The following is a 15,832-nucleotide window of genomic DNA, read 5'->3' as shown; positions in this document are numbered from 1 at the left end:
ATTCATGCAGGCCTCGATTCGGCGCGATCTGGCGCCTGAGCGGTTTGCCCTTTAGCCGTCAGCCGGTATTTTTGCAGCCGGCTATTCGGTTTGTCTGGAATCGTGTACTCGATGCATTGCTCGCTGAGCAGCGCGCGGATCACTTTGTTGAGCTGGCCGGAAATCTCTTTTTGGCCCAGGCCGCTGGAGAGTTCCGCCTTGGACAGCGCTCCATGACGCAACAAACCCAGCACACGCCGCTCCATCGACTCTGGCCGCGACTCTGGCTGTGACTCTGGCCGCGTCTCTGGCTGTGACTCTGGCTTGGCAACGGGCAGCCGCCACACGGTGGCCACGAAGCCATCGCGGATCGCGAATCCCGGCTCAGGCAAGCCCGCTTGCCGGCAGCGCCGGATCATGTCGCCTGTGCCGGTGCCCATCCGTTCGATGTAGCGGGTGAGGTAGAGCGGCTCGGCCAGCAGCGGATTGGCCGGCACGGAGCCATGCGGTTGCCGCAGCTTCTCCAGGGTCAGCGAGGCCGGCAACGCCCCCGGATTCCAGATCTCCAGACGATCGGCAAACAGCATCACCTGCACGCTGCCGTTGCTGGTGTAATCGCGGTGTGCCACGGCATTCACGATGGCCTCTGCCACCACTTCACGTGGGATTTCGTAGGTGACGGGTGCCTGTGGCCCGGCGGCCCGCGTGCCCACGCTCAAGTTGACCTTCGACATCACGAAGTCGACCGCCTGATCCACCAGCGCGAACACCGTGCCCTTGTAAACCTGATAGGAGGGGATCGGCTTGGCCACCTCCGTGCCGTGAAAGTGGGCGCACTTCAGCTCCGAGGCGATGAGGAAACGCTGCGGCTGGCGGCCGAACAACAACACCGCAGCATTGGTCGGGCGGCCATCATTCAGCAGGTTCAAATGCGTCAGCAATTCCTCCGGCGTCGCGCCTTCACTCAGAGGGAAACCGCGCGCCCGCTTGGCTTCGCGGATGAAGCGGCTCATGTCTTCGGACTTCAGGTCGGCAAGCGTGGCCTTGGAACAGGGCGCAGCATCAAACGGCCCGGTGCGGATCAATTCACGGTCTTCCAGCACCTGCACCAACGCCGCATACACCGCCGCCACCAGCTCCGCCGCTGAGGTGAACCGGCGGCGGATCAGTTCGCCGCCCGCCCGGCCGATCAACGCCTGCATGCTGGGATGCCTGCCTGTGTCGGTGCTGCCCTTGACGAAGATCAGCCGAAGCTTGTGCTGCTGCGTGGCCTGATCAAATTCCCGCTGCGTGGGGGAGACTCCGTGCTGATCCTCAAAGCCGTAGTCGTTGCCGAAAAGGCCAATGTAAATCTCGCAGTTTTCCAGTTCATCCAGATACACCTCGTCGGCACGACGGTCGGCGGCGGGAACCTCTTCGAACAGAAATGGCTCAAAGAAGAGGCGCAGCATGGCATCACCACGCAGAAAGTCGCGCAGGGCCGCGCGCTCAGCCGCGAACTCCTTCTGCACGCTGCTGATGAACACCTTCATGCTCGTGGCGTTGGTTCCAGGCTCACGCCTCCCGGCGTTTCAGCCTCAACCAGCCGCGTGCGCCCGCTGAGCAACTCCTGCATCATGCCTTGCTTGATGGCGCGGGTCTTGGCCTGCCGCTGCTCCAACGCCACCAGCTCCGCATCCATATCCGTTAGCACGGCGGCGATGGCGGTTTGTTCGGGGAGCGACGGTAAATGAAGGGTTGAGCTGAGAAGAGCAGACTTGGACACGTTGTAGCGAGTCGAGCCTTGAGCAAGTGATTTCACAAACTCTCGGCCGACTCTGCTTCTAAAGTAGTAAGCAAAGAATAAGCCGTCAGCCTGCGCATTGCAATGAAATCTAAAACCAAAGCAGAAGCTGTTTAAGTAAAGATCGGAAACATCATGAAGCAACACAGAGCACATAGCAATCTCCTCAGGTGTTTCAGACGAGCCGTTGAAGAGCAGGTCACCCTTTATCACCTGGTTCTGTGTCTCCGATGAAGAGACATGAACATGCTCGAACTCTTCGCATTTAATCACGACGTTCGACATAACGTTCAAAAAAGTAATGTAGCAAGCCGATCCTTCGCCGAAGTCGGCTTTCCCTTTGCCAGTCAATCCTCCGTAGGTCCATCCCATCTCCCCTAACCGCTTCACCTCCCACTCGCCGTGAAAGCCGGGGAGGCGGGTTTGGCCGGTGAGGAGTTGCTGCATGGCGGCCTGTTTGAGGTCGCGCTTCTTGGCGATGAGCCGGTCCAGCGCGCCCAGTAGCGCATCCACATCGCTCAACGCCGTCGCGATGGCGCGTTGTTCGGGGAGGGGTGGGAGCGGAAGCTGAAGATAACGAATGTCGTCAACTTTCGCATGTCCGACGGTGGAGCCGCCAATCTTCCTCAGAAGGTTGACTCTCACGGGTACAGACATCAGCGAATAGAGGAGATAGCCGGTTTCTGTTTTCGTCGGCGATGGCCGGTAAAGCATCATCCTTTGGCCAAGGCACACATTGCGTGCTTCAGGAACTGCACAAACTTCGCCGAGTGGAGCTTCTCGGGTTATCAAAATATCTCCGAACTGAGGAACTGCTCGAGCCGTCCATTCGCGAAAAGACGCCTCATCAGTGAAACGAAGATCTTCGATAACGAATTGACCGTTCCTAACGTTTGGCGTTCGAACCACGGCGTAGTCACTATCAGGAACAACTGGAGGCGTCCTGTTTTTGCAGTCCACTACCAGCTCACACGCTTCTGTCGCGGTAACGACCTCCCACTCTTCCGGGATGACGCCCACCTCCGTCTGCTTGTAGCCCGGCTTCAGTTCCATACCGCTCCCATCGTTTTGAGGTGTTCGTCCACGCGGCGGGCGAGGGTGGCCACTTCGTCGGTGAGCTGCGGCAGTGGTGTGGCGTAGCGCTCGGCCAGCTGGCGGATTCGGCCGGTGAGCGTCTGCGACACACGGTCGAGTTCGCCCTGCACGGCGGTGGCGAGGGTGGCCAGCCATTTGTCGTCCACCACGAGGGCCTTGATGTCGTCTTCGCTGAGGGTGGGGTACTTGGCCAACAGCTTGGTGTTGAGGTTGTCCTGGGCGGCCTTGAGCTGGGCCTTGGTTTCGGTCTGCTGGGTCAGCACGTCGGCATAGTTGATAAGCGCCTCGCGTTCTTCGGCGTAGTCGGCGTCGCGGCCAATCTCCTTGAGGCGGGCTTTCAAGGCTTTGGCGGTGATCTTCTGCTTGTCGCCTTCGCCTTCGATCACCTCCACCAGCAGGCCCTCTTCGCCGCTGTTCTCCTCCAGGGCTTCATCGAGATCCTGCTGGAGCGAAGCCAACAGGCCATCAAGATCCGAAATGGTGACTTGCTCGGCCTTGAAAAAACGCGCAATCAGCAGTTCGGCCGTCACCAGATCGGATTTGAAGCGGCGTTTGCCCTGCTTGAAATCTTCCTTTTCAGGCCAGACCAGCTTGCCGTCCTTGTTCTTCACCTGCTGGATCTCGCGCGGCTGCGCGCCCTCCTTCCAGCCGGCCTCGGCGATCAGGTAGGCATCGTCCTGCAGGGTTTCAGCCCAGTAGTCCATCAGGTGCTGGTACACGTCGTAGGCATCCAGCAGCGGCGTGGCCTGGAAGCTGGCGAGCAGCTGCTCGGCAATCGTTTCGATCAGGGGCTTCGGGTGGCTGCCCGGGCCCAGATCCTTGAGCAGCACCGCGCTGGCCGCCTGCCAGTGCTCGAACAGTTGGCGGGCCTCGCTGGTGAAGGCGGTGAACTCAGGGTGGCTGAAGATCGCGGATTTGAGCTCGGCCAGCGGCAGCTCCAGCGCGGCGTAGCCGGGGCGGCCGGCGGACGCGAACAGTGCGGCGCGCAGGCCGGGCATCAGCGCCCAGTAGCTGCCGAGGGCCTCCAGGTCGCGTTCGGGGATGCCGCCGCGCAGGTGGGCGTCGATGTCCTGCAGGTCTTCGGGTTCGCTGCTGTCGATGTAGCGCGGCAGGTTGAGGTTGTAGTCGTTGCGGGGATCGGCGATCTCCTCCAGCGGCACCAGGCGGGCGTAGCGCCGGTTGCTCTCATCGAGGCGGCTGAAGGTGTCCACGATCCGGTGCAGGTCCTGCTCGCGCAGGCGGTTCTTGGGGCCGTCTTTCTTGAAGCCCTTGCTGGCATCGATCATGAAGATGCCCTTGCGGGAGCCGGCGTTCTCCTTGTCGAGCACCAGGATGCAGGCGGGAATGCCGGTGCCGTAGAAGAGATTGGCGGGCAGGCCGATGATCGCCTTGAGGATGCCGGAGCGCACCAGCTGTCTGCGAATCACCGCTTCGGCATTGCCCCGGAACAGCACACCGTGCGGAAGGATGCAGGCGGCTTTGCCGCTGCTTTTCATCGAGCGCAGGATGTGCAGCAGGTAGGCGTAGTCGCCCTGCTTGGCGGGTGGCACGCCCCAGCTGAAGCGCTGGAAGCGGTCACCGCTGCCGCCCTCGCCCAACGACAGCCCCGTCGACCAGGTTTTGTCGGAGAAGGGTGGATTGGCCACCACATAGTCGTAGGTGCGCAGCTGCTCGCCGTCCTTGAACTTCGGATCGAAGAGCGTGTTGCCCGAGAGCACGTTGGCGGTGGGGAAATCGTGCAGGATCATGTTCATGCGGGCCAGGCCCGCCGTGGTCACGTCCTTCTCCTGGCCTTCGAGGGTGATCGGCTTGCCCGCCTCGGCGGCCACCTTGAGCAACAGCGAACCGGAGCCGCAGGTGGGGTCGTAGGCGGTGGTGGAAGCAACGGCATTCGCAGGCGCGATGCCGATCACCTTGGCGATGATGCGGCTCACTTCCGAGGGCGTGTAGAACTGCCCCTTGCTCTTGCCACTCTGGCTGGCGAAGTGCCGCATCAGATACTCATAGGCATCGCCGAGGATGTCGTCGTTCTCGGCGCGGTTTTTGGAGAAATCGAGCGCCGGTGTTTCGAAGATGGCGATCAGATTGCCGAGGCGCTCCACCTTGTCGGCGCCGTCACCGAGTTTGTTGGAGTCGTTGAAATCGGGGAAGTCGCTGCGGGCCAGCCGTGCGTTGGCATCAATCAGCGGCTGGATCACCTCGGTGTTGATCCGATCGCCGATGTCAGCCTTGCCCTTGAGCGCCACCATGTCTTTGAAGCTGGCGCCATCTGGGATCACCACGGGCGGAGCGAAGTCGTCAGAGTTGCCATATTTATCGGAAACGTATTTGATGAACAGCATGAACAGCACATAGTCCTTGTACTGGCTGGTATCCATGCCGCCGCGCAGTTCATCGCAGGAGGCCCAGAGCGAGGAATAAAGATCGGACTTCTTGATCGCCATTCCGTTCGCTCAGCCCGCCGTCAGCGACCCAGTGTGATGCTCGGTGCCGCCGGCCTGCTCCAGGGCTGCGGCGGGGGCGTTGAGCTGGTCCTGATCGGGCATCGAGGGATCAGGTGGGGCGGCGCTGGGGCGAGTCTGGCTGGGGTAGGGCGGTTTTGGGGAGAGGCGGGCTGGAGCACCACGGCGCGGGGCAAGGGTCCATGGCCTTGTGATTGATCCAAGAGACGCGTTTGGGCTTGCTTGATGACCCCCACCCGGATCACCCACAACCCCGCGCCATGCGGTGGCAAGCCATGCATCCGCGGCAGGCGCATCCGGCTGAGGCTGGCTCAGCAGGGAATAGCCATGCTCAGAAGTCGTCATCAAGCCGGCGGCGGCGTGATGCACGCTGCGGGCTGCGGCCCACCCCTCCTGGCCTTGGCCATGAGCAGCGGTCAATGGCAGCGGTGTCGCCTGGAGGCATCCTAAAGGGGACTTGTGTTGCTTAACAGCACCATGGCTCCAGCTCCTCTCAAGGCGCGGGCCAGGGGTTGATCAACTCGATTCCGATGCCGGCGAAATCCACCTCGTTGCGGGTGGCCAGTTGGGCGCCCTGGGACAGGGTGATGGCGGCGATCACCGCATCGGCCGTGCTCATCGGCTGGCCCAGGCGTTCCCTCTGCCACAGCAACTCCCCATACCAACGGGCGGCCCTCAGGCAGACGGGCGATGCCATGCAGGACCTCCGCCTCATTCATCGCCGTAAGACCCACCATCGCGGGCTCCAGGCGATCGGCCCAGGCCAGCACCAGGGGTTCGGGGCGGGGCCGCATCAGCTCCGCAATCACGTTGGTGTCCAGAACGATCAAGCCTGCTCCCCATCGAAGCGGGCGGCAGCTGCCATCGACACGCGAGCCGGCAGATCGAGTTCCACCCCGCCGCATGAGGCGAAATGGGCCTGAATGCGGCTGCCCAGGCCTGGACCGGCTGGCACCTCAGGCGACGCCGCCACCGCCTGCCTGAGGATCGTGCGCGCCTCCTCTTCCATCGAGCAACCATGGCGCGCCGCCTGAAGCCGCAGTCGGGCCTTGGTGGCGTCGTCGAGGTTGCGAATCGTGAGGCTGGCCATGACCAATCCTGCTGGCAGTGCGATCGATGCGATCAACGCTAGCGACGGCTGCCAGCCCGCTCCACTGCGGCCCGAAGCTGGAGCCCGAAGGCGTGAACCGCCTCTGCGCACCGCTGCCATGAGCGACCCCACCGATCCCGCCGATCCCGCCGATCCCGCCCAGCTGCGCCGCGACTACCGCCGCGAGGCCCTGCGGCGCGCTGATCTGGCCGCTGATCCGGTGGCGCAGTTCCGCCGTTGGTTCGATCAGGCGGTGGCGGCCGAGCTGAGCGAAGCCAACGCCATGGTGCTGGGCACCAGCGATGGCGCGCGCCCCAGTGCCCGCACCGTGCTGCTCAAGGCCTTCGATGCCCGCGGTTTCGTGTTCTTCACCCACTACGAAAGCCGCAAGGCCACCGAGATCGCCGCCCATCCCCAGGTGAGTCTGCTGTTTCCCTGGTATGGGCTGGAGCGGCAGGTGATCGTGCTCGGCCGGGCTGAGCGGATCAGCACGGCCGAATCGCTCGCCTATTTCCTCTCGCGCCCGGTGGGCAGCCGGCTGGGGGCCTGGGTGTCGCAGCAGAGCGCCGTGATCAGCTCCCGCTCGCTGCTGGAAGCCCAGTGGGAAGCGATGGCGCGCCGCTTCGCCGGTGATGAGGTGCCGCTGCCGCCGGCCTGGGGCGGCCTGCGGGTGGTGCCGGTGGAGTTCGAGTTCTGGCAGGGACGGCAGAACCGCCTGCACGATCGCTTCCGCTACCGGCCCAGCCAGCCGGCGGCCACCAGCGGCGCTGGGGCAGAGGGCAGCGCCTGGCTGATCGAGCGGCTGGCGCCCTGAACGGGGCAGGCGCAGCGGCAGCCAGCGGCGTTCCTCCTGCCTACCTTGGCCCGATGCGCTTGCTGCACACCTCCGACTGGCATCTGGGCCGCAGCTTCCACGGCGTCTCGCTGCTCGATGAGCAGGCGGCGGCGATCACACGGATCGTGGCCCTGGCGCGGGAGCATGAGGTTGAAGCGGTGCTGATCGCCGGCGACCTCTACGACCGCGCCATCCCCCCCGCCGAAGCGGTGGCCCTGTTCAACGACGCCCTGGCCCGGCTCAGCGCCGGCGGCACCGCCGTGGTGGCGATCGCCGGCAACCACGACTCCCACGTGCGGGTGTCGGTGTACGACCCGCTGCTCTCCACCTTCAACATCACCATCCGCGGCGACGTGCGCCGCGCCCACGAGCCGGTGCTGCTCACCCCCAGGGGCGGCGGTGCGCCGGTGGCGATCTACCCGCTGCCCTACCTGGAGCCGGCGGTCGATGGCCCCGCCCTCTCGGGGGAACCCGGCCGCCTGCGCCATGAGCAGGTCACCCGGCTGGCCCTCGCCCGCCTGCGCGCCGATCTGAGCGGGCGGCCCGGGCATCGCGCCGTGCTGGTGGCCCACACCTTCGTGGCCGGCGGTGAAAGCTGCGAGTCGGAGCGGGAGCTCACGGTGGGCAACGTGGATCGCGTCAGCGTGGAGGCCTTCGCCGGCTTCGACTACGTGGCGCTCGGCCATCTGCACCGCTCCCAGCAGCTGGCCGGCCCGCGCATCGCCTACTCCGGCACGCCGCTGCCCTATTCGTTCTCCGAGCAGGACCACATCAAATCGGTGCGGATCGTGGAGCTGGCCGCCGCCCCCGGCGCGCCCGAACCGGCGGCGGTGCAGGTGATTCCGCTGCAGGTGGGCCGGCCGCTGCGCACCCTGCGCGGCCCGATCGAGGCGCTCTGCCACGATCCCGCCCACGCCCCTGCCGAAGCCGCCCGCGTGCGGGCGATCCTCACCGACGACACCCTGCCGCTGCAGGCGATGGCCCGCCTGCGGGCCCGCTTCCCCCACATCGCCGAGCTGCGCCACGAGCCGCCGGAGCTGGTTCGCGCCAGTGGCGACGAACGCCACCGTCAGGTGCGCCAGGCCAGCTCGCCCCTGGCCCTGGCCACCGCCTTCTTCGCCGACCAGCAGGGCCGGCCGCCCAGCGACGCCGAAGCCGAACTGCTGGAGGCGGCCCTGGCCCAGGCGTTGCGGGGAGGGGAGCGTTGAAGCCGCACCAGCTGGTGATCGAGGCCTTCGGGCCCTACGCCGATCCGGTGGCGATCGACTTCGACGCGCTCGCCGCCGAGGGGTTGTTCCTGATCCACGGCACCACCGGCGCCGGCAAGACCTTCCTGCTCGATGCCCTCTGCTTCGCCCTCTATGGAGAGGTATCGGGCGATCGCAGCGTCAAGGGGCTGCGCTCCGATCACGCCGCTCCTGGCGCCGTGCCGCGCGTGAGCCTGGCGTTCTCCTGCGGCGAGGCCCGCTACCGGGTGGAGCGCAGCCCTGCGCACAGCGCCCCGAAGGCCCGCGGCCAGGGCGTCACCGACAAGCCCCCGCAGGCGTTGCTGCTGCGGCTGGGCGCCAACGGCGAGGAGCAGCCGGTGGCGGCCCGAATCACCGAGGTGACCCGCGAGGTGCAGCAGCTGGTGGGCCTCAACGCCGCCCAGTTCCGCCAGGTGATCCTGCTGCCCCAGGGCCGCTTCGCCGAAGTGCTGCGGGCCAAAGCCGACGACCGCGAAGCCCTGCTCAAGACCCTCTTCGACACCGTTCTCTACGAGCGGGCCGGCTGGTGGCTCGACGACCAGGCCAAAGCAGCGCGTCAGGCCGTCCAGAAGCAACACGACGCCCAGGCCGTGCTACGCGACCAGGCCGGCCACGCCTGGCTGCCGTATGCGGGGCTGGCTGAGGCTGATGGGGCTGATGGGGTGCCAGCGCCTCGGGCCCTCGGCGAGCCTGCAGCGCTCGCCGCACCCGTAGCACCTGTTGTTCCCACCGATCAGGCTGGCCTTGAAGCTTTGGTGGGGCGGATCGCTGCGGTGGTGGAGGCCAGTGCCGCCGCCCGAGCTCAGGCCGATGCGGCCTTCACGGCGGCCCGCGCCACCCGATCCGGGCGCGAGGCGCTGGCGGAGCGCTTCGACCGGCGCGCCGCCGCCGCCGCCCAACTCGCCGAGCTGGAGGCGAAGCAGCCGCTGGTGCTGGATTTCCGCCAGCGTCTGGCGCGGGCGGAGCAGGCCGAAGCGCTGCGCCCCAGCCTGGTGGCCGAGCAGGAGGCGGCTCAGGCGCTGGCGCAGCTGGAGCAGGAGATCCGCAGCTCCCTGCTCAACGCCCGGCGGGCCCAGGCGCAGGCCCCGGCCCTGCCGCTTGCGGTGCAGGCGCTGGATCTCGACGTGTTGCCGTCGCCGGAGGCGCTCGGCAGTGCCGGCGCCGATCTGGCCGCCCGGGCCGCCGAGGTGCGGGAGCTGGCCAACAAAGCCCAGGAGGCCAGCGCTGCCAGCCAGGCCGCTGCCGCTGCCGGCCAGCGCGCCGCCGCCGCCGAGGCGCAGGCCGCCGAAGCCGGCGCCCGGCTGCAGCAGTTGCAGGCGCAGCAGCAGCAGGAGCTCGCCACGCTCGCCCAGGCCCGCACCGCCCACGACCAACTCGATGGTCTGCAACGGGCCGCCCGCGAGGCCACGGCGCAGGCCGCCGCCGCCGCCGCCATCGCTCCGGCCCAGGCGCGGCAGCTGGAGGCGATGGCGGCCCGCAACGCCGCCGATCAGCGCCTGAACACCCACAACGCCGCGCTCAACCACCTGCGCCGCCGCCAGATCGAGGGCATGGCGGCGCGGCTCGCCGCTGGCCTGGAGGCTGATTCCCCCTGCCCGGTGTGCGGCGCCACGGCCCACCCGCAGCCGGCCCTGCCCACCGCCGATGCGGTGGACGATGGCCAGATCCAGGCGGTGGAGCAGCAGCTCGCCGCCGCCCACACGGACGTGCACGCTGCTGGTGTGGCCGTGGCCCAGGCCGAGGCGGCCCTGCAGGGCGTGCTGGAAAAAGCCGGGGCCGGCTGCGAGGCAGTCGCCGCCGCGCTCGCCGCCCGCACCGCCAGTGAGGCCCTCGCCGCCGCCAGCGCCCAGGCTGCGCGCCTCACCACCCTGGAGCAGGGCACCAAGGCGCGTGAGCAGCAAGGCCAGGACCTGCAGCAGGCCATCGAAGCTGCCCGCACGGCGATGGCGCTGGAGAGCAGGGCGCAGCAGGAGGCCAGCGGCCGGGCCGCCGAACTGGTGGCTGTCGTGGCGCAGGAGCTCGGCGCCGGGCTGGATCCCGCCACGGTGCTGGCGGCCTTCGCGCCGCTGGAAGCCGCCCTGCGCCGCCTGATCGGCGCCGCCGCCGACCACGCCCGGGCCGTGGCCCGCCAGCAGCAGGCGGCGCAGCGGCTCACGGCTGAACGGGCCGCTTCCCCCTTCCCCACCGCCACCGAGGCCACCGCCGCCCTGGTGGATGCCACCAAACGCGCGCACTGGGCCCAGCGGATCGAGGCCTATGAGAAGCAGGTGATCGAGCTGCAGGGCGCCCTGGCGGCTCCCGAGCTGGCCGATCTACCCGAGCAGCGGCCCGACACCGCCGCCGCCCTGGAAGCGGAATCCCTCGCTGATCAGCGGCGCACCACAGCGGTGGAGCGCCACAGCGAAGCGCGCGGCGCCCAGGCCGAAATCCAGCGGCTCACGCAATTGCACCGGGAGCGCGCCGCCGGCCTGGCGCAGCAGCGCACCCACGCCGAGCTGCTCAGTGCCGTGGCCTACCGCTGCCAGGGCAAGGCGGCGCCCTACATCTCCCTGCAGCGCTGGGTGCTCTCCGCCTACCTCGCCGACATCTGCCGCTACGCCAACCAGCGGCTCACCCTGATGACCTCCGGCCGCTACCAGCTGCGCCTCACCGACGAGGGCGGCCACGGCGGCCGCCAGGCCGGCCTTGGCCTGCGGGTGCTCGATGCCTACACCGGCGAGGAGCGCGAGGTGAGCAGCCTCTCGGGCGGCGAAACCTTCCAGGCGTCGCTGGCCCTGGCCCTGGGCGTGGCCGACACCGTGCAGGCCCATGCCGGCGGCGTGCCCCTGGAGGCGCTGTTCATCGATGAAGGCTTCGGCAGCCTCGACCCCGACAACCTGCAGCTGGCCATGGACGAACTCGACCGCCTGCGCGAAGGCGGCCGCATGATCGGCCTGATCAGCCACGTGGGTGCCCTGCGCGAGCGCATCCGCGGCGGCATCGAAGTGATCGCCGGCGATCGCGGCTCCACGCTGCGGGTGGAAGCCTAAGCAAGTGTATGAAAATGTGCTTAAACAAGCTGGGCTGGGGAGCATCCAAGTTCAGCTCATGGACTCAGAACTATGAAAATAAGAATGTAATTATGCCTTGCCTAAAAGTCTAAGGCGACATACTCCGCAGTCGGTTAGCCGGAATGATTAATCACCTCGCCCAGTAGACTTTTCGAACAAAAGCATACCCGCTCAAGGCAAAGGAGCGCCACAAGCACGTCAAAGACTGCCTCAACGTTGCACCAATGCCCAAAAAGGCTACACTTAGCTTCAAATACCAAAATTCATGCAGAGCCCGCCAGGAGAACGAACTCCTTCATCAGGTTCGATCACCGTAAACCCTATCCAGCTCGTGCGCTGGATTCGAAACCAAGTAGAGCTTGATTACATTGTCAAGCAGGCGAGCGACTCTCCCGCCCTCTATCAGCGAGGAGATAACGAGCTAATCGTTGCTCCTATACAAGTTGATGTCGTTGGCCGTAGGCATCGAAGCACTTCAAATAGGCTAAGAGAATTTTTCTGGCCAAGCGCCAAGTCCATGCGAGGGAAATGCTTTGGCACTAAGAGTTTTGACGACACTTGCGGCAAAGCCGCAAACACAATGGCGGGCAGCACTGCATGGGATGCCGTCAGTACAGTTCCATTTATTCAATTTTCCCTCCAGAATTACCTGAATTTTGTCGCATTTCCAGCAGCGTTAGGCCTTTCAATTGGCTTGATGGTCCTATCAAACATTGCGGGCAAGCTCGGTTCTAATAGAGCCAAGGGAAGAGAGACTATTGCGACCACTGGACTACTTCTGTTTATCTTGCTTTCTGGCGCAAAAACATTACTGTCTGGAGTCGGATTTGACATTTTGGTCAATAAAGATGGAATAACCCGACAATATTCTCGTGAACTAGCAACAGCACAACTAGAAGAAAGGCAGAAAACACTAAGTCAGCTTCAAACTCTTAAAAACCCCAAGCTCTTGAACTTCCAAAGCAGTTGTGATGCACTAAAGGACCAGCTGAAGGGAACTGACAAGGATCTCCAGCCCAAGGCGTGGGAGAATCTATGGGTACAAGCTTTTGGGGAATACAAGCAGCAAGAATCCATGAGAGGCCTAACTAATCAGCAAATCCTTGACCGATTCGGTGGGGTCAATCAAGTTCCAGGGGTTTGTAAGCGATATGAACTTCAACAAGCTGAAGATCTTAAGGAGGCATCAGCCCTTCAGTCAAAGGTGTCTGATTGGCGAGTAAAAATTGGATCAGTTCCGCCACTTACATTTCTACGGAAGGAGTTTCCGGACGTCTTCTCTGAGGAATTCAATGAATCCAAGCCTGGGCAGATCGAAATTAGGTCAGGTCAGACTATCGTTACTCAAGCATTCCAGCAATTTTTCTCAAAACTCCTAGACCCAAGCAGAGTACTAGAACTCGGCGTTTCTCTTTTCTGGATGGTTATGAGCATAATCTTAAGTCTTCTCGCGACAATTCTTCTTTGGGCTCTCTCAAGAAGCAAAGAGATGAAGATGTCTTACGAGACTCGTCTTCTTCCTTATACTCAGCAACTACTGCAAGCATATCAGGAAAGACTCCCATTAGCTCTTCAGCAAGCGCGAATGCGAAGGGAAGCCGAACAACAAGAGGGGACAAAATGACCGATTATTCAATCAACTCTGAGTGGATTGGGTTTACCTCTCGATCTCCCGAGGTCCAAGCGAAAGTCAATGAGATTTACAGGGATTTTGGGAATAAGGACTTGTCACCATCTCTACAAGAATTTTACGAAGATATGGAGTGGGGTCAGTTACACCAATCTATTCTTTACAAAGGCTTGATTGAGTCTCAGCGGTTAAAACGATGTCTTACTGCTTCTGAGATGCAGGCTTTATCATCACCACCATCTGTAGGGATTGATCAAGGTTTTTATGAAGATGATTATGATGACACTACAACCGTTCCAATTCAACCAAATGACGTTGAAGGAAGATCTTTGGCTTGGTTTGTTGCTCGTCCACCTAACCCAGAGATTGGTCGAAAAGCATCCGATATCCTAGATCAGAGAATTTTAGATTTTTATGTTACTCATGTGAACGAGACTGGAGAAACCTATTTTCCTCAACTAGAAGCTCAACTTCGCGCTTACTATGAATTGATAGCAGACTAGGAATTTTGCAGTGAACACAAACTTCTTTCTTTTCACGCTAGGGCCTGTTGGGTGGACCATCCTATTTATACAGCTATCGCTTTTCCTGCTATTAATCATTCTCGGGGAGAAGCTTAAACGCTCTACACGAGCGTTACGTGCATGCTTGGGTACTTCACTACGAGAGTCTCGCGATTGCCTAACTGAGAATGACGCTAGCCTTAGCATAGCTCGTTCCTGCAGTACTCGCTACCGAATTGCAGCAGCCAAGATAGAAAGTGTTGATTCTTATGCGATCAGCTCAAGCGAAGTGTCTCGTGCAACAGCAGCAGTGCTCTTGGGAAGAAAATGGTCATTTTCACAAGTTGATGATCTACTTCATGGTGGACCAGGCTTTCTTGTAACCCTTGGCTTGATCGGCACATTTGTTGGCCTAATTGGGAACATGAGTGAGCTTTCTAGTCTCATTCGTGGATCAGAAAGTGCAGTTGAACAAACATCTCTCATGGATGGACTTGCCAACCTCTTTCCATCTCTTGCAGCTGCTTTCTCAACAAGTCTTATGGGAGTAACCTTAAGCAGCTTTCTGTGGCTAATCGGTACAGCCAACGGAATCCTTGGCATTAAAAATGACACTATTGAACTTCTAGCTGGGTATCTCGAACAGGTGATTCAGACAGATTGTAGAAGGTATTCCCTTGTAGGGGAATCCATGGAGAGGATGGAAATCTATTTGACTGACTATCTTTCTCAGTTCAGCGAAAAGGTTTCTCGCGCTATTGAGAATGCAATTGCAAGCAGGATTGAGAAATTAGTATATTCTCTCTCGACGCAGATCAATGAGACAAAACAGTTTGTAATTCAAGTCAAAGAAGGATCTGAGAAATTGGGATATGCAGGCGAACTTTATCTCAGGGCAGCCAAACAGTTTGAACAAACCAAGTTTGCACAGGACTTCTCAGAAGCATGTGAGAAGTTTCTTCAACATACTGAGGCATTACGGTCTGCAGCTAACAATCTCTCTTTAACTGCAAGACAATCGGTTGATGCCTCGGAGTTGCTTGGAGGTATTATCCTTAAGACTAGTGACAGTCAAGGTAAATTCTTAGACGCCGTTGAATCTGCAGATAAGCGCACTGAGCTCTTGTCTGTGTTGGGTACTCAGTCAAATGAAATTCTGAGTTCGGCAACCGCTTCCATGGAAAACGTGCAGAAAAAAGGTCTTACTTGGCTTAGTGCACGTGCAAAAACCGACCGGGCGTTAGTAAAGCTTACCGGGGAGATGAGCGATGCAATCCAGCTTATTGGTGGGATAGCCCGCACACTCTCAAATGAGCAAGCAGCAGATATCAAGTCGCTTCACGGAAACTTAGGTGAACTGTTTCAAGCGGTTGAATCCCTTTCATCCATTTCCAGACTTCAGCTTGCTTCGTTGTCGGAGGTTCAGGCGGAGCTCGCTAGGATTGCAAGTGGCATCGAACGAAATCCTCCACCTCCACCTCCTTCTTTTGCCGATAGATCATAACTGAACTGAATCCATGCCAAGCCTAAGGAGAACTACCAGCCAAAACCGAGATACATCTGTATGGATTCCCATGACTGACCTTCTTACAAATACTCTACTTGTTTTTTCGTTGTTTATTGCTGTTACCACCTTAGTTAGAGCTATGAATTCCAAGCCCCCAGTAATCAACTTGGGAGACAGTCAGAACTACCGTTTCTCTACAGGTAGCTACACGCTTACAGAAGGATTCAAGCAATCTCTTCACAAGTATGCTTTGCCTTTGATTGAGCGGACTGTTCGGTGCTATGGAATCGATACGATAGAATTGATCGGACACACGGATGGGACTCCTGCGGGGGGATCAAGCAACCTTGATCGCAAGTTATCAACAATTAAAGAAGTGAAAACTCTATCTGGTTATGCTGCTGGCAGCAACGCAGATCTCGGGTTGCTTCGAGCTCTTGCAGTAAAGAGTGAACTAGAGTCTTTGTTGTCTAATCCAAACAATCATGTTTCCTATCGGGTGCTTTCAGGTGCCAGCCTCATAGGCAAAAATGGAGCTCTTTCACCTGCAAGAAATGAAAACGATCTTTCAAGAAGGAGAATCGAAGTCAGATTTTTTCGTATGAACGATGCTCCATTCTTGCCTAAATGTTCGTGAATCTAAGCTGCCTC

At 61.2% G+C, this 15,832-nt stretch carries 13 protein-coding genes; 8 read left to right on the top strand and 5 right to left on the bottom strand.

Features of this window, described 5'->3' with window-relative positions:
• Positions 1–2: 2 nt before the first annotated feature.
• Genes KQ307_RS03410 through KQ307_RS03400 form a run of 3 tightly spaced genes read right to left on the bottom strand, consistent with a single transcriptional unit; the run spans position 3 to position 5,301 of the window.
• Positions 3–1,511, bottom strand: a complete 1,509-nt coding sequence (locus KQ307_RS03410) for a DUF4062 domain-containing protein (RefSeq protein WP_259726941.1) — start codon at positions 1,509–1,511, stop codon at positions 3–5.
• Entirely contained in the window at positions 1,508–2,815 is a 1,308-nt protein-coding gene (locus KQ307_RS03405; RefSeq protein ID WP_259726940.1) for a restriction endonuclease subunit S, read from the bottom strand. Before KQ307_RS03405 ends, KQ307_RS03410 begins: the two co-directional genes overlap by 4 nt.
• On the bottom strand, positions 2,806–5,301 hold the full coding sequence (locus KQ307_RS03400) for a class I SAM-dependent DNA methyltransferase (RefSeq protein ID WP_259726939.1): 2,496 nt from the start codon (positions 5,299–5,301) through the stop codon (positions 2,806–2,808). Before KQ307_RS03400 ends, KQ307_RS03405 begins: the two co-directional genes overlap by 10 nt.
• Positions 5,302–5,544: 243 nt before the next feature.
• Here KQ307_RS03400 and KQ307_RS14865 point away from each other — a divergent pair, with 243 nt between their 5' ends.
• Positions 5,545–5,769, top strand: a complete 225-nt coding sequence (locus KQ307_RS14865; protein ID WP_399235118.1) for a DUF433 domain-containing protein — start codon at positions 5,545–5,547, stop codon at positions 5,767–5,769.
• A 43-nt stretch (positions 5,770–5,812) separates the two neighbouring features.
• Here KQ307_RS14865 and KQ307_RS03395 read toward each other — a convergent pair whose 3' ends face one another.
• Positions 5,813–6,016, bottom strand: coding sequence for a hypothetical protein (locus KQ307_RS03395; protein ID WP_259726938.1), 204 nt, complete (start codon positions 6,014–6,016; stop codon positions 5,813–5,815).
• Positions 6,017–6,145: 129 nt separating this feature from the next.
• On the bottom strand, positions 6,146–6,409 hold the full coding sequence (locus KQ307_RS03390; RefSeq protein WP_259726937.1) for a FitA-like ribbon-helix-helix domain-containing protein: 264 nt from the start codon (positions 6,407–6,409) through the stop codon (positions 6,146–6,148).
• Positions 6,410–6,527: 118 nt separating this feature from the next.
• Between KQ307_RS03390 and pdxH the strand changes: the two genes are divergently transcribed.
• The 7 genes from pdxH to KQ307_RS03355 all read left to right on the top strand — a co-directional run bounded on the left by pdxH (position 6,528) and on the right by KQ307_RS03355 (position 15,818).
• The gene (pdxH, locus tag KQ307_RS03385; RefSeq protein WP_259726977.1) at positions 6,528–7,223 is read left to right on the top strand and encodes a pyridoxamine 5'-phosphate oxidase; all 696 of its coding nucleotides are present in this window, start codon (positions 6,528–6,530) and stop codon (positions 7,221–7,223) included.
• Between the two features lie 53 nt (positions 7,224–7,276).
• Positions 7,277–8,452 carry an exonuclease SbcCD subunit D gene (locus KQ307_RS03380; protein WP_259726936.1) on the top strand — a complete coding sequence of 392 codons (1,176 nt, stop codon included), beginning with the start codon at positions 7,277–7,279 and terminating at the stop codon, positions 8,450–8,452.
• Entirely contained in the window at positions 8,449–11,520 is a 3,072-nt protein-coding gene (locus KQ307_RS03375; RefSeq protein ID WP_259726935.1) for an SMC family ATPase, read from the top strand. Before KQ307_RS03380 ends, KQ307_RS03375 begins: the two co-directional genes overlap by 4 nt.
• A gap of 286 nt (positions 11,521–11,806) precedes the next feature.
• Complete coding sequence (locus KQ307_RS03370) at positions 11,807–13,165, top strand: hypothetical protein (RefSeq protein WP_259726934.1); 1,359 nt, start codon at positions 11,807–11,809, stop codon at positions 13,163–13,165.
• Positions 13,162–13,674: a hypothetical protein gene (locus KQ307_RS03365; RefSeq protein WP_259726933.1), complete on the top strand. Its 513-nt coding sequence runs from the start codon at positions 13,162–13,164 to the stop codon at positions 13,672–13,674. The genes KQ307_RS03370 and KQ307_RS03365 overlap by 4 nt, the downstream gene beginning before the upstream one ends.
• Before the next feature lie 289 nt (positions 13,675–13,963).
• Positions 13,964–15,178: a hypothetical protein gene (locus KQ307_RS03360; RefSeq protein ID WP_259726932.1), complete on the top strand. Its 1,215-nt coding sequence runs from the start codon at positions 13,964–13,966 to the stop codon at positions 15,176–15,178.
• 70 nt (positions 15,179–15,248) lie between these two features.
• Positions 15,249–15,818 carry a hypothetical protein gene (locus tag KQ307_RS03355; RefSeq protein ID WP_259726931.1) on the top strand — a complete coding sequence of 190 codons (570 nt, stop codon included), beginning with the start codon at positions 15,249–15,251 and terminating at the stop codon, positions 15,816–15,818.
• The last annotated feature ends 14 nt before the right edge of the window (positions 15,819–15,832 follow it).

The sequence above is a fragment of the Synechococcus sp. CS-1326 genome (assembly GCF_025128115.1).
Classification (GTDB): domain Bacteria; phylum Cyanobacteriota; class Cyanobacteriia; order PCC-6307; family Cyanobiaceae; genus Regnicoccus.
The sequence above is the reverse complement of the archived record's forward strand: the minus strand, read 5'-3'. Positions and strand labels throughout refer to the sequence as shown.